Source organism: Paenibacillus sp. FSL M7-0896 (assembly GCF_037975415.1).
Taxonomy (GTDB): domain Bacteria; phylum Bacillota; class Bacilli; order Paenibacillales; family Paenibacillaceae; genus Paenibacillus_AQ; species Paenibacillus_AQ silagei.
Genome location: NZ_CP150250.1, coordinates 986,169 through 1,000,136 on the forward strand (window position 1 = coordinate 986,169; position 13,968 = coordinate 1,000,136).

At 52.9% G+C, this 13,968-nt stretch carries 13 protein-coding genes; 9 read left to right on the forward strand and 4 right to left on the reverse strand.

Going from position 1 to position 13,968, the window contains the following annotated elements; genetic code table 11:
• Nucleotides 1-83: 83 nt before the first annotated feature.
• The 3 genes from MKY12_RS04065 to MKY12_RS04075 all read left to right on the forward strand — a co-directional run bounded on the left by MKY12_RS04065 (nucleotide 84) and on the right by MKY12_RS04075 (nucleotide 3,219).
• Nucleotides 84-1,238, forward strand: a complete 1,155-nt coding sequence (locus MKY12_RS04065; RefSeq protein ID WP_339254056.1) for a winged helix-turn-helix domain-containing protein — start codon at nucleotides 84-86, stop codon at nucleotides 1,236-1,238.
• An 82-nt stretch (nucleotides 1,239-1,320) separates the two neighbouring features.
• A complete protein-coding gene (locus MKY12_RS04070) occupies nucleotides 1,321-2,604 on the forward strand; it encodes an MFS transporter (protein WP_339254058.1) in 1,284 nt (427 codons plus the stop codon).
• A 48-nt stretch (nucleotides 2,605-2,652) separates the two neighbouring features.
• Nucleotides 2,653-3,219: a histidine phosphatase family protein gene (locus MKY12_RS04075; RefSeq protein WP_339254060.1), complete on the forward strand. Its 567-nt coding sequence runs from the start codon at nucleotides 2,653-2,655 to the stop codon at nucleotides 3,217-3,219.
• A gap of 436 nt (nucleotides 3,220-3,655) precedes the next feature.
• Here the strand turns inward: MKY12_RS04075 and MKY12_RS04080 are convergent, their stop codons facing one another.
• The gene (locus MKY12_RS04080) at nucleotides 3,656-3,964 is read right to left on the reverse strand and encodes a Dabb family protein (RefSeq protein ID WP_339254062.1); all 309 of its coding nucleotides are present in this window, start codon (nucleotides 3,962-3,964) and stop codon (nucleotides 3,656-3,658) included.
• 165 nt (nucleotides 3,965-4,129) lie between these two features.
• Between MKY12_RS04080 and MKY12_RS04085 the strand changes: the two genes are divergently transcribed.
• A complete protein-coding gene (locus MKY12_RS04085) occupies nucleotides 4,130-4,987 on the forward strand; it encodes a helix-turn-helix transcriptional regulator (RefSeq protein WP_339254064.1) in 858 nt (285 codons plus the stop codon).
• A 293-nt stretch (nucleotides 4,988-5,280) separates the two neighbouring features.
• On the opposite strand, the gene MKY12_RS04090 is transcribed toward MKY12_RS04085, so the two are convergent.
• From MKY12_RS04090 to MKY12_RS04100, 3 genes are all read right to left on the reverse strand, one after another.
• Nucleotides 5,281-6,060, reverse strand: coding sequence for a TatD family hydrolase (locus MKY12_RS04090; protein WP_339254066.1), 780 nt, complete (start codon nucleotides 6,058-6,060; stop codon nucleotides 5,281-5,283).
• A gap of 27 nt (nucleotides 6,061-6,087) precedes the next feature.
• Nucleotides 6,088-7,212, reverse strand: coding sequence for a stalk domain-containing protein (locus MKY12_RS04095; protein WP_339313005.1), 1,125 nt, complete (start codon nucleotides 7,210-7,212; stop codon nucleotides 6,088-6,090).
• A 185-nt stretch (nucleotides 7,213-7,397) separates the two neighbouring features.
• Nucleotides 7,398-7,973 carry a TetR/AcrR family transcriptional regulator gene (locus MKY12_RS04100; RefSeq protein WP_339313006.1) on the reverse strand — a complete coding sequence of 192 codons (576 nt, stop codon included), beginning with the start codon at nucleotides 7,971-7,973 and terminating at the stop codon, nucleotides 7,398-7,400.
• 151 nt (nucleotides 7,974-8,124) lie between these two features.
• On the opposite strand from MKY12_RS04100, the gene MKY12_RS04105 reads away from it, so the two are divergent.
• The 5 genes from MKY12_RS04105 to alr all read left to right on the forward strand — a co-directional run bounded on the left by MKY12_RS04105 (nucleotide 8,125) and on the right by alr (nucleotide 13,768).
• Nucleotides 8,125-9,345, forward strand: coding sequence for an MFS transporter (locus MKY12_RS04105; RefSeq protein ID WP_339313007.1), 1,221 nt, complete (start codon nucleotides 8,125-8,127; stop codon nucleotides 9,343-9,345).
• Between the two features lie 190 nt (nucleotides 9,346-9,535).
• A complete protein-coding gene (locus MKY12_RS04110) occupies nucleotides 9,536-10,099 on the forward strand; it encodes a sigma-70 family RNA polymerase sigma factor (protein ID WP_076079569.1) in 564 nt (187 codons plus the stop codon).
• Nucleotides 10,096-11,013, forward strand: a complete 918-nt coding sequence (locus MKY12_RS04115; RefSeq protein WP_339254075.1) for a DUF4367 domain-containing protein — start codon at nucleotides 10,096-10,098, stop codon at nucleotides 11,011-11,013. Before MKY12_RS04110 ends, MKY12_RS04115 begins: the two co-directional genes overlap by 4 nt.
• Before the next feature lie 310 nt (nucleotides 11,014-11,323).
• Nucleotides 11,324-12,406 (forward strand): outer membrane lipoprotein carrier protein LolA, encoded by a 1,083-nt coding sequence (locus MKY12_RS04120; protein WP_076079571.1) that lies wholly within the window; start codon nucleotides 11,324-11,326, stop codon nucleotides 12,404-12,406.
• 180 nt (nucleotides 12,407-12,586) lie between these two features.
• The gene (alr, locus tag MKY12_RS04125) at nucleotides 12,587-13,768 is read left to right on the forward strand and encodes an alanine racemase (protein WP_076079572.1); all 1,182 of its coding nucleotides are present in this window, start codon (nucleotides 12,587-12,589) and stop codon (nucleotides 13,766-13,768) included.
• Nucleotides 13,769-13,968: the final 200 nt, after the last annotated feature.

Consider the following 13,968-nt stretch of genomic DNA (forward strand, 5'->3'; position numbering starts at 1 on the left):
TGAGAGGGATATCGTGCAAGCAAGTGCAAGCTGATATAATCGACTTGTGGATTCATTAGCAGAAGAAGAAAAGAGGCACCGCCATGCATCTGGAGTTGAACGGAAGTGAATATAAGGTATCCGCCGGAGGATTAAAGGTAGAGCTGCTGCCCAAGGAGTTCGCGCTGCTGCAGTTTCTGTACCGTAACCGGGGGCGGACCTTCAGCCGGGAGCAGCTGCTGGATAAAGTCTGGCCCATGGAGTATCCGGTGGAGCGGACCGTTGACGATCATATCTACAGGCTGCGAAAGAAGCTGAGGCCGTTAGGCGGGATCGACATTAAGACGATTCGTGGGTTCGGGTACAGTCTGGCAATTCCGGGCGGCCTTGCGGGCGTAGCGGTAAATCCGGCAACGAATGACCCGGAGCTGCGCGACACGATGCGTGAGGTGTTCATGAAGTTCCATGTCTATGGTCAGGGGAACTCCATGCTCACTCTTGCCCGCCAGCAGGACATCCTCGGCTACGAGCTGGACCCGCATTATTCTATGGTTGTTCATTTTGTGCAGGGAGATTTGGATTGGTTGGTCCACACGGACGAGATTCCGCTGAAGGACCGGCTCTTTTACCTCAATCTGTTCTACTTCTTCATTGGTGATCCCAGGGAGAAGGTGGCGTACGCCGAGCGCCTGATTGCGCGGAATCTGCTGAACCCGCCAGAACAAACCGAGCTTGAGATTCTGACGATGCTGGACATGTACACCCTTGCAGGTCAGCCGGAAAAAGCACTGGAACGTCTGAAGCGTTCCTACCAGGTGATCGCCGGACCCGGCTTTGAGAATTTCATCCCGGTCACGGTAATTACAGAGCTGTTCATCCATCTCTCAGCGGGAGCTTGCGATGAAGAGCTGGAACGGATGGATGAAGCCGTCAGCCGGATTTTGCAGGACAAGCCCTTTTTGCGGGAGATTGGCAACTACAAGGTAGTGAAGGGACTCTGGAAGCTGCGCCGTGAACAGTGGGCAGAGGGGGAGCGGCTCATCAATGAGGGATTGCAGGTGCTGGATATGTCGGGATTCGTGCCGCTGCGCTTCTATGCACTGTACAAGATTCATCATTTTTGCCGGATGTTCCTGACCGGAAGTGCCTTGGACCGAAAGTATAATAGCCTGTTTGCGGCCGAGCTTGAAGCTTGTGGCCTGGACAGACTGGAACACACTCTGGAGCGCATCCTGCTGCCGCTGCTGGAGACCCCATGATAATTCTCTGACAATTCTCCGTTACTTTAGAATCATAGATGGAGCTTCATCTACGATCTTAGGTAACCTGGAGGAGTGTCAGATGGAACGATCAACCAAGCAGGGAAACAGTCTGCTTCATAACAAAACGTATATGCGGGTGTACAGCGCTTTTGCCACAGCGAGCTTCGGCGACTGGTTCGATGCACTGGCGATTCAGGTGCTGGTCGGTTACCGCTGGCAGGCCGGGCCGCTGATGCTGGCCCTCATTCCGGTAGCGCTGGCGCTGCCGAGTATTCTGCTCGGCTCGATTGCCGGGGTAGCCGCCGACCGGCTGAACAAGCTGAAGCTGATGCGCATCTGCGACCTGCTGACAGCGCTCTTGACCCTGCTGGTGCTGTTTGCACCGAGCATGGTCTGGCTGCTGCCGCTGCTGGCGCTGCGCTCAGCGCTGTCTACACTGAATATGCCGGCCCAGCAGTCCTTGACCCGCAGTCTTGTGAGAGAGGACCAGCTGCTGCAAGCCTCGTCACTCAACGGACTGGTCAACCAAGGCTCCAAAATCGCCGGGCCGCTGCTCGGCGGTCTGGCGCTCGCCTTCCTTACGCCGCAGTGGTGCATCCTGCTCAATGCCTTGCTGCGCGGCTGTTCTTATCTGCTGTTGCTGTCCGTAAAAAACATCCATACGGAGGAAGAAGACAGCAAGCAGCCGGAAGCGCCGGACAACAAAATTCCGCTCCGTACCATGTGGCGGGAAGGCTGGAGCTTCATGCTCCGCAGCCGGCTGCTGCTGAATACGATGCTGTTCGGGCTTGCCGGGTCGCTGGTCATTCAAGTCGTCGACTTTCAATTCACCAGCCTGTTCCGGGTGTTCGCTCCAGACCGGGAATCCCTGCTCGGCTGGATGGTAGCTGCTACCGGAGCTGGAGCTGTGCTCATCATCCTAATCCTGAACAAGCTGAAATTGGAAGAAGGTTATGGCTGGAAGCTGGGATCTGGGTATGTCCTGATCGGCGGATCGATTGCGGCGCTGGGTCTGCTTCAACCAGGAGCATCTATGATTTGGGTGCTGCTGATCGGGTTTGTGCTGGGGATCGGCAACGGGGTATTCATGATTACCTTCAATTACTGTCTGCAAAAAGAAACCCCGCCGCACATGACCGGCCGCATCTTCGGCATTCAGAACACCGTCCTCAGCACGGTACTCATTGTGGCACCTTTGCTGGGCGGCGTGCTTGTGCAATATGCAGGTCCGGCCCGCATTTTTGTTAACATTGGCTTACTGCAGCTGCTCTTGGGTCTGCTGGGTGTGGCGTTCAGACGGCAGCTCTGGCCGGTGGCGAGGTCTACAGCGAAAGCCGCTCAGCCAGCGGTAGAGAGTAGCTAAGAAGGTTAACGGATCACTAATTTCTGTATGTACGATTAGGAGGAGCTTATGACAACTTATATCTACATGGTAAGGCACGGAGACTCGCTCCGTACCGGGGTGGATGAATGGACGCGCGGCCTGTCGCCCAAGGGGGAGGAGGATGCCCTGCAGGTCACGGAATGCCTGAAGGATGAAGGGATAGATGTGTTGTACAGCAGCCCGTATATCCGGGCGGTCGATACGATTGCGGATTTGGCGGATCAACTGGAGCAGGAAATCATTCTGATTGATGATCTTAGAGAAAAGGTCTGGATGGAGGGCAACCAGCAGCTATCCGACGAAGGCTTATACGATGAACTCCAGGAGATGTACACCGATCCCGATTATGCCCTGCCGGGCGGGGAATCGAACCGGGAGTGCCAGGCACGGGCAGTGAAGGCGCTGCAGAATATTCTGCGGACCCATGAAGGTAAAAGAGTGGCCATCGGAACCCACGGCATGGTGATGTCCTTGATGATGGGCTATTTTGCCCCGGGATACGGTCTGGACTTCTTACTACAGACGACCAAGCCGGATATCTATGTCATGGAGTTCGGAGAAGATGAAGTGTCGGTCCGGCGGATGTCTTTTTAAACTAAGGGGTAGAATAGTTATCGTTATTACAATAAAATGGTAAAATGAGGTGAGGAGTACAAGGAGGTTAGTATGAAAAATCCATTATTTCGAAGCTTAATTGTTGGACTAATATTTGCATGTGTTTATTATGCCATTCAGATCATCCGTGGGATGTATCTAACAAAGAACTATGTTCCAGACATTGCAGGTAGGTATACGTCGGTGGATTATTTGCAACACAAAATCACATTCGGGTATGAATATAGTCCGTTAGGGAGAGTAATTGAATTCTCTGGTTTAATGCTACTTGGAATAATGGTTTACTTTACTTGGAGATTTTTGAGAACAGTTATTACTAAAAAATGATAGTCATTACGCTAAAAGGAAACAATACCTCAATAATCCCAAGAAGGCAGCCGACCAATGTGGTGGCTGCCTCTTTAGCTTTTCGTGATCAACTGGCCGCAAACGGATAATCAATAACGATGATTCCATCAACAAATGGGCCTATGGATTTCAATAAATTTTGATGTAGCGGGTGTTGAATATATTCACGGCAAGCTTGCTGATTCTCAAAAGTAACTCTGATCCCCAGCGTGAACCCCTGGGTGTGCTCGATTTCCTCCGTCACGTTAATCCCCGCGCTAAGATCTACGATACCTGGAATTTCCCCCTTAAAGTTCTGCGCGCGCCTAACAGCGTCTTCTTGCTCTGCAATAGAAATATCAGGCTTGAATTTCAATAGCACCATATGCTCAAACATCTTAATCCCCCCAAAACTAATATCAACTTGTCCTAACCATTCTTGCTCTTCTCCTATGGAGGACATAGACTAGTGTACATGAGCCTAACGAGGTTAGGGAGATATCTGGTTATCGTAGGATTGGAAATCCTACGTTCAAGAATAGATAGGAGGCATGAGGAGATTATGGCGGACAGACTGGACCGTTACGGGGAATTGTCTCGTTTTTTGCGCTTACGCCGTGAACGAATGACTCCTAAGCAAGCGGGTTTGCCGGAAACCGGACGCAGACGTACACCTGGACTTCGCCGAAGCGAGGTAGCCCAGCTGGCAGATGTAGGATTGGACTGGTACACCTACTTGGAACAAGGGCGTCCTATTAACGTATCCGCTGAGGTACTTGACCGAATATCAGAAGTGCTTCGGTTAGATGAAGCAGAACGCAGGCATCTGTACCATCTGGCTCGAAAGCAATTCCCCTTGATCAATACCCATCAACCCTCCAAGGTAACAGCGGAACTTCAACGTTTTTTGGATAGCCAAACCCTGTCACCTTCGAATGTCATGGATGCGCATATGAATATCATTGCCTGGAATGAAGCCTACTGTGCAATGAATGGGGATCTCGCGGCTATGTCGGAGAGTGAACGGAATTTCGTCTGGATGACGTTTACTTCTGCCCGTTTTCGCTACGTTAAGGGAGAGCAATGGGAAATGCATGCCAGGCGAATCGTTGCTACTTTCCATGCCAGATATGCGCGACACGGCGAAGACCCTTGGTGGTCTGAGCAGTTCGAGGCACTGTCCAAGGTTAGCAGTGAGTTTCGTGAATTTTGGGACTCTCATGAGATTCTCGATGCCATAGATGCTCCGAAGACGCTGCATTGTCCGAATCTCGGGAAATTGAATTTCGATCTTGTATCGTTTCAGTATTTGAACGACTCAAATTTGACCGTATCCATCCATGTTCCTCATCAAGACGGCACGGTGGAAAAAATGCAGCAGCTGTTAACCGATTATCGGGACCAGCGTTACGGGCCCTAAGGGCAATTGGATTAGTTTGGTCGAAGCTAACATTCAGGGCTAGTTGTATTATGTACATTTAAAAACAGTCAAAAGGAAGAATTTGCTCTTCTAACTGTAGTTTGTACAACTAAATCTGCCCGAGTGGGCGAGATCCCCGATAATGAGCTATTTTAAATGTATGAAATACAACTAAACGTATATTTGGCAGTGAATCAAACGTTTTAGTTGTACGGAATGCACTTAAGTATATAGCTTAGTTTGTACCTTAACAGATTTAAGTCTGGTGCTGTATTTAAGTGGAACTGCTAACCCTATAGCCCATAGAATCGTTTTGTGTTGGCCGTCAGCAGGGCCTGGGCCTCTGGAACGGAATATCCATGCAGCGCCCCCCAGGCGGCGGCAACGTCAAGGACCATAGCCGGATGGGTGGTGCGCCCGGCGAACGGTCCTTCAAACGGCCACGGGCCGTCCGTCTCTGCCATGACCAGCTCCGGCGGATAGCGGCGTGCCAGCTCCTGAATCTCCGGTTCGTAGAGGATGTCGGGAGTGAAGGAAATGTAGTACCCGCGGCTAATCATCCGGTCAACGGTAGCGGCGGGGCCCTTGAACCAGTGGAAATGGGCCTGCGTAAGGCCATGCTGCTCCAGCAGATCGCATACGGTCCACGCATCCTCATAGACGGCATGTAGTACTACAGGCTTGCCCAAACGTGCAGCCAGTCCAAGAAGTCTGTCCAGAAGCTGAATATAGGGTGCCATATCCCAAGCTTCGCCACGCTCCACAGCCTCGGCCCGGGAGTAGTAGGGAAGGCCGATTTCACCAATAGCGGCCATATTGTCCGCATGGTCTGTAATCCATTTCAGCAACACGTTCAGCTCTTCCTCCGCAGGCAGCGGCTGCTCGGGATGGAAGCCGTAAGCCGGCTTCACCAGGCCGGGATATCCGGCTGCGAGCTCCCGGGTGCGCTTGCTGGAGGCGAGGTTCATGGAGACGGCGATCAGCGACTCGATGCCCTGCTCCGGCAGTCCCCCCAGCAGCGAGGACACTACGTGATCCTCATATTGGTCTAGATGAATATGGGCATCAATCATTTGCAAGCCTCTCCTTCCGGCAACGGATTATTTCTCCACAATGGCTTCACCCCGTTCGTCCGGCTCAAAAGCAATAGACCCCAGCTCCATTCCCGTCTTGCCTGCCTTATATTCCAGCTTCAGGGTACCGACACTCTCGGTCATGCCGACCATTAAGCTGGTATCTGCGAGCAGCTTGTTATTCTCTACTGAATAGTAGGTCACTGCGCCAATAGCCGCTTTGCTGCCGAAATACTTCAGCCCGTCTCCGGCGCGGCCGGGAATTCTCAGGGCCACCTTGGACGGCGTGGGTCCTGTAAGCTCAAGCTTCAGCAGGACATCGTCCTTATCCAGCGAAATACTGGAGGATACTACAGCAGAGGCCGCTTTGTCAGCAGTAGGCACCGAAATTTCCTTCCACTGTTCAGGCTTCACGACATGAACCTCCTGTGCAACCAGCGAGGTTCCGGTTCCCAGGGTGAACACAACCGTAGCCTCCGGTTTGCCGTCAGAATCTACATCAGCATAGAAGAGCTGAGGCGGATGCGAGTAGTCTCTGGATACGGTCCAGTTGAAGTGCTGCTTTTTCCCGTTCACTTCAAGAATGAATCCCTTGTAGGTATTGCCGTCCTTGAGCGCAGCGTACAGCTTCACCTTGGGATTATTCTCTGCAATGGCTAGTGGGGCTGCAGGTACTCTGACGGTTGTGCTAAGACTGCCCGGGGTAATGTTAACCCGGCTTCCTCCCGGATTCAGCTCTGTAACAGCTCCTGTAAGGGAGTCCAAAGTAGCTGCCGCGATATATACACGGCCTGCCTTCAGCAGGACAGGAGCGTCCAGATCCTCTTGATATCCTCCGTCCGTTTGCGTATAAGTCACTTGTTTGGAGGCGGTGCCTGGGGTGAGAATGGTCTTGTCCCAGCTCGTGAACAGAGTAAGCTGCTTGAGGGTGTTGTTCCATTGTAGCTGCATCGGGTAGAACTCCAGCAGCGTGCGGGCAGGTACGTATAATGTGCCGCCGGAGTGGAAGGGGGGAGCCCCGGGAAGAACGGCTTGTCCGTCCACAACAAGGGATAGAGGGGCAGCAGCAGAATTGGCAATATCTATGGATGAACCCGCCGCATGGCCTGCGAGGAGCAGGGCGATAGCGGCAGCGGTAATTAATTTTTTCATAAGATAACCTCCGGAGTCTGGAAATTCCAATCTCTTGTATTATAAATGAAAAACTCCGCCTGCGGGTCACGTTCTGTTAACAAAGATAAGACAAGCCTGTTACAGCCCATGCTTATATTGCCCATACTGCATTGTGCCTAGACAAATGCAATTTGCCATATCCTAATAGAAGACTTGCAGAAACCTCAAGCTTCCAGCGCCTGAAGGGCAAGTAACACAAGGGCTCTGACAGAGTCTTCGCTCAGCTCTCCCCCGGTCAGCAGCAGACGGTAGAAGATGGGGCCATAGACGAGATCAATACAACTCCCGATATCGAGTCCCTGCTTCAGTTCCCCCTGGGCAATCCCCCGTTCAAACAGCTTCCGGGCTTCCTCGCGGCGCGGGCCGAAATATCTGCTCCGGTACGCCTCCGCCAGTCCGGCATCGGATTGCCCTTCACCGATCAGCTCGGTGATGACTTTACCTTCCCGGCTGGTGAGGAACTGCGCGAGCGTCCCCGCATGAATCAGAATGTCCTCCTTGGCGGAACCTGTATCCGGGATTGGCAGTCTGGCGTTAGCGGCGTACAAATATCCATCCATGACCACGGCCGCTTTATTCGGCCACCATTTATAGATCGTTGCTTTACTGACCTGGGCCCGCTCCGCGATCCTCTCTACGGTAACTGCGCCGAAGCCCGTCTCCAGCAATAATTCATATGAAGCGTTCAGAATAGCGTTCTTGGCCTCGGTATTGCGCGGGCGGCCTCTTTTTTTCTCCATGGTGATACCTCCTGACAGTGCTAGCTCAACTATAATTGGAGTATACCATAAAACTGCCTATTTACAATACTGAACGTTTAGTATATTATTTGGTCATGGTTAATTAATGTACTTGACGTTCACTATTTAAAACTGGAAGGTGGCGCTTCAAATGAAAGATGGAATTCCTGCGCAACAACAAACAGTATCCCTTGTTACTCAAAAGGCTGTCCCCGGCTGGATCACTTTTCTGCTCGCTGTATCCTGCGGACTGATCGTGGCTAATCTCTATTATACCCAGACACTGGTTGGGCCCATCGGGCAGGCCATTCATCTGTCCGCCGGAGCTACAGGGCTAATCGTTACCCTGACGCAGATCGGTTACGTAGCCGGACTGCTGTTCATTGTCCCGCTCAGTGATATTATCGAGAACCGCCGGCTGACTGTGATGTCTCTGATACTGGTTGTGGCCGCCCTGGTGCTGTCCGTTCTGGCACCAAATGCACCGCTGTTCCTGGCCGCCTCCTTGCTGATCGGGCTGGGCTCGGTAGCCGCACAGGTCCTGGTGCCGTATGCCTCCTATCTGGCCACTGAGGAAGATCGCGGCCGCGTCGTCGGCAATGTGATGAGCGGCCTCTTGCTGGGCATTATGTTCGCCCGCCCGGTTGCCAGCTTCATGGCCGGACTCTGGGGCTGGCAGTCCATCTTCATCGTCTCCGCTGTCGTAACTGCGCTGCTGACGCTGCTACTAGCCCGTGTCCTGCCCGCCCGGAAGCCCGCTCCCGGCTTGAGATACGGACAATTGCTCCGCTCTCTGGGCACATTGCTCATGCATACGCCGGTGCTGCGGCGCCGCGCCTTATACCAGGCCAGCCTGTTCGGTGCCTTCAGTCTGTTCTGGACGACTGTTCCGCTACATTTGTCCAGTGAGTATCACCTGTCCCAGCAAGGAATCGCCCTGTTTGCCCTGGCTGGTGTGGGCGGAGCCGTAGCAGCGCCGATTGCGGGCAGATTGGCTGACAAGGGCTGGACCCGGCTATTGACTGGTCTTGGCATTTCACTGGCCGTTCTCTCCTTTATCCTGGCTTACCTGCTGCGGGATACCTCCAATCTTACTCTAGGCCTGCTGGTACTGACGGCCATTCTGCTCGATATGAGCGTGTCCGGTAATCTGGTGCTGGGGCAGCGGGCGATCTATTCACTGGGCAATGAGACCCGGGGCCGGCTGAACGGCTTGTTCATGGCGATCTTCTTCATTGGAGGAGCCGTGGGATCATCACTCGGGGGCTGGGCGTATGCTTACGGCGGCTGGAGTCTGACAACCCTGATCGGGCTGGCACTGCCAGTGCTGGCGCTGATCTACTTTTTGACCGAGAAGAAGGAGCACGCTTGAGAAAAGGAGCCGTGGCGTTCAGCAATAATCCGCATAGCCAGTGAATCCTAAAAAAACTACAGTAGGCAGGGGAGCTTCGATCCTCTGTCTTTTTTCGTCTGCATATGTAATGGATTCGATAGATAGAGCGTATTAGCTCATGTAGAATACTTGGCCAAGTAAATTCAGCCTGGAAGGGAGGGCTTAAGGAATGCAAGAGCGCGCATTGCTGCCTTTGATACATGACAGGGTTTCATCCCATATAGAGACAGAGCTGGAGTTTTCAGCCGTTTTCGAAGTCTATTATAAACGGATATTCAACTATATCGCCTACCGGGTGAGCTGCCGTTACACCGCTGAGGATCTGGCCAGCCAGGTGTTCGAGAAGACGCTATCCAAGCTGCCCGCCTACTCCCCGGAGAAAGCACCGCTGGAAGTGTGGCTGTTCGCCATTGCCCGCAACGTAGTGAATGATTATTACCGGAGCCGCGCGCGGCAGCGCTTCTTCTCACTGGACAGTATCCGGGAGCTGGTGTCTGGCAAAAAAGAGCCGGAGACGCTCATCCTCGGCAGAGAGCGCAGCGATAGGCTACAGGATGCGCTGGACACGCTCAGCCCGAAGGAACGTAACCTCATCGCTCTGAAATTCGGGGCGGATCTGAAGAATACGGAGATTGCCCGGATTACCGGAATCTCGGAGAGCAATGTCGGAGTCATTCTCTATCGCAGCATGCGAAAACTGAAATCTGAAATAGGGAGTGTGGAAGAGCTATGAATAACAAGAAGAACGCTGCACAGGCGGAAGGGTTTGAACTTCAGGAGCTTCACGAGCTGGGCGAATACCTGGCGAAGCAGGACTTCTCCCGAGAGTCCGATCCGGCGGCGGTTCTGCGCCAAGTGAGAAGCCGTTCCATTCAGAAACAACAGGAGGATAATAGAATGAAGAACAAACAACGAATCAGACGCCCGGTGATGATTGCAGCTTCTCTGCTGGTGGCAGCCGTGGTGAGCGTGTCTTTCGTCAGACCCTCGTTCGCACAGGAAATGCTGGAGCGTGTGCTGAATTCCGTCCATCTGGGACATATTGAGGTCGCTCAGATGGACGGGAGTCACCCTAAGGAGTTCCCGGATGCCTGGAAGGGCAAGATATTTGACCAGGAGGGGAATCCCGTCACTTCGTTTAACCCCATGCCGGAAGCCATCTTCAATGCTGCCGGGGAGGCCATCGTCAATTTCGACGGGGATAAGCTGATTACCCTGAGCGAGCAGGAGCAGCTTGACAAGGAAGCTTCAGAGCAGAAGTTTACCGTCAAGGAGGCAGTTAAGCTGGATCAATACGCTCTCTTCAAGGTGAAGCTGCCGGAATACCTGCCAGAGGGCTTTGCCTTTGACCACGGGGAGTTCTATAAGGACGAGGCGGGTGTAAGCGGGCAGATTGTTGAACTGTTCTTCGCTAGCAAAGATAAGGATAAGCGAATCTGGATGCAGCTGCGCTTGGCCAATGAGGAGAATGCCTTTTCAATGGCAACGGATGATAAGGTTGAGCAGGTGAAGATCAAGGGGACGGATGCAGCTCTTGTCGGTGGCAGAACGCTGGACTGGGAAGCGAACGGCGTGATATACGGTCTCAGCACCCGCGGCCTTGACCGTGCAGAGGTCCTGAAGATTGCAGAATCCATTAACTGGTAAGCTGCTGAGCAGCGGATAAGGGAACAAGTACGAGGCATAGACAGGCATGGGATGAATCAGAGCACCAGACTGCAACCCCGGAGCGTGGCGGGGATCGCGGGCTGGTGCTTTTTGCAATAGTGTTTCTACTATATATAAGGAAATAAGAGGAACCATACATAGATTGTTAGATTCCCGGGTGGCGGGAGCGGATTCGCGGCTGGAATAACACTTCTCTTCATGCTTGTCATGCCCGTCTGCATATTGAGGCCAAGTCCTTCATAGACATGTACTAATCAATGCATTCAAAACAGGTTAAGGGGATGATGTCATGCGCCGGATAACATGGGTACTCGCGATCATTATGAGCGTGGCCTTAGTATTGGCGGGGTGCGGGAAGAAGGATGCCGCCTCTGTGGTCAAGGATCTGAATCAAGTGTCTGACAAGCTGGAGAGCAAGCAGGGAGCTTATCAGGGCTCAGGCACGATGACCTTGTACACCGGGGAGCAGCCGCAGGATTACAAGGTGGAGGTATGGTATAAGAATCCTTCGTATTACCGGATCAGCCTGTCGAACGTCCAGAAGGATGTGAAGCAGATTGTGCTGCGCAATGATGAGGGCGTATTCGTCCTGACCCCGAGCCTTGGCAAAAGCTTCCGCTTCCAGAGCGACTGGCCGGACAGCCAGGGTCAGGTGTATCTGTACCAGACGCTGCTGAAGGGAATTGTCTCCGACAACAACCGGCAGTTCGTGGAGGACGGGGATAATTATGTGTTCGAGGTCGCTGCGAACTATCAGAGCAGTGCGCTGGTCCGCCAGAAGATCTGGCTGAATAAAAAGACCTATGAGCCGAAGCAGGTGCAGGTATCGGATTCCGAAGCCAAGGTTGTGGTGAATGTGACCTTCGACAGCTTCAAGTTCGATCCGGAATTCACAGCAGATTCCTTCGATATGCAGAAGAATATGGCGGCCGGCAGCCCTTCCGAGAACACGATGGCGGAAGTGGACCAAGAAGGTAATCCGGTGGTCTCTGAAGATGGTGAACAGGCCGGTGAGCCGGTTACGGCCGAGCTGGGCGACTTCGGGATCATTGAGCCGGCTTACATTCCGGCTGGTGTGAAGCTGAAGGACACGAACAAAATTGAAGGCAGCAAGGACCATGCGGTGCTGATCCGCTATGACGGCGTTTACCAGTATACGATTATGGAAGCCCGTCCGCTGGACCGTGCGGTGTCGCTGGCTCCCGGAACATTGGTCGATCTGGGCTTCACGGCAGGCCTGCTTAGCGGGGATGAGCAGCAGACGCTGACCTGGATGAGCGAGGGTGTAGAGTACCGGATAACAAGCGCAAATCTGCCAGTTACGGAAATGATGCAAATAGCCGCTTCTATGGAGGAACAATCGGGTAAATAAAAAACAGTGGGCGGATACTGCGCAAGGTGGGAATCATTCCTCTACCCGCGGTATCCGTTTTTTGTCTACATCTGCTCACATTGACAGCGGCCTTCACGAGCATTACCATTGGCAGTAAGACTTCTGATCTGTGCGAATAAGGCAGAGATGTTTTACTACAATGTAAGAAGGTGACCTGAAGTGAAGGCAAGCTATCGGCCGACAGCAGCCGAGATTAACCTGGATGATTTGCGTGCCAACTACGAAGCTTTTCGCGGCGTATTGCCGCAGGAGACCAAGTTCATGGGATGCGTCAAAGGAAATGCGTATGGACATGGGGCAGTGGAAGTGACGCGGGAGCTGGAGCGGCTTGGAGCGGACTACGTCAGTGTTGCTTTTCTCGATGAGGCATTGGAGCTGCGTCAGGCGGGAATACTACTTCCTATCCTGGTGCTGGGCTATACTTCACCGGAAGGCATTGCCGTAGCCTGGGAGAACAATATTACCGTTACACTGTTCACACCGGAGGTACTGGAAGCGGTTAGCGCCCTTCCTGTTGAGAAGGAGCACCGGCTGAAGGTACACATCAAGATTGACAGCGGAATGGGCAGACTGGGATTATTGCCGGAGGATGCGCCCGCATTCATCGCTGAGGTGCATGCGGTGGAACAGGCGGAGCTGGAGGGCATGTTCACCCATTTTGCCAGAGCAGACGAACACAACAAAAGCTATACACTAATGCAGCACCGACGTTTCATGAGCGTGGCGGAAGCGCTTCGGGACATGAACATTACCATCCCGATCATACATACGGGCAATAGCGCTACGGCCATTGATACACCTCTACTATCCATTAACATGGTGCGTGTAGGCATAAGCTTGTACGGATTCTACCCCTCGGCTGAGGTGAACCGTGAGCTGGTGGCCTTGCACCCGGTAATGACGCTGAAGACGCAGGCTGTATATGTCAAAACCCTGCCGCCTGACTCAGGCATCAGCTACGGCACCCGGTACTTCACGGCAGGCGATGAGGTTATCGCTACGCTCCCCGTGGGGTACGCTGACGGATATTCCCGCATGCTAACAGGCAAAGCGGAGGTGCTAATACGCGGACGCCGCGTTCCTGTCGTCGGAACGATCTGCATGGACCAGTGTATGGTATCACTGAAATCTTTCGCTCTAGAAGCGGAACAAATCAAAGCAGGCGAAGAGGTTGTACTCATCGGCCGCCAGGGCACCGAGTCGATCACGGCAGATGAACTGGCGCTCCATTTAGGGACGATCCACTACGAAGTAATCTGTATGCTGGCTCACCGGGTACCGCGCGTGTATGTACGCCATGGTATGCTACCCAACCTCGTTAATCCCTTGCTGCAAGCCTAATACCCTGACCAGATACCTAGTACAGGAACTGAATATAAGGAACGTACCGTATAGAGCTTGTGACTTATAGTCTATACGAACCGCCATTTCTAGTTTATAATGGGATGCAGCATACTTGATATACTGGCGGCATATATTCCTTGTATAAAATTCCTTGTATATTGTAACACTGGAACACAAGGGCAGAAGGTTTGTGGGGG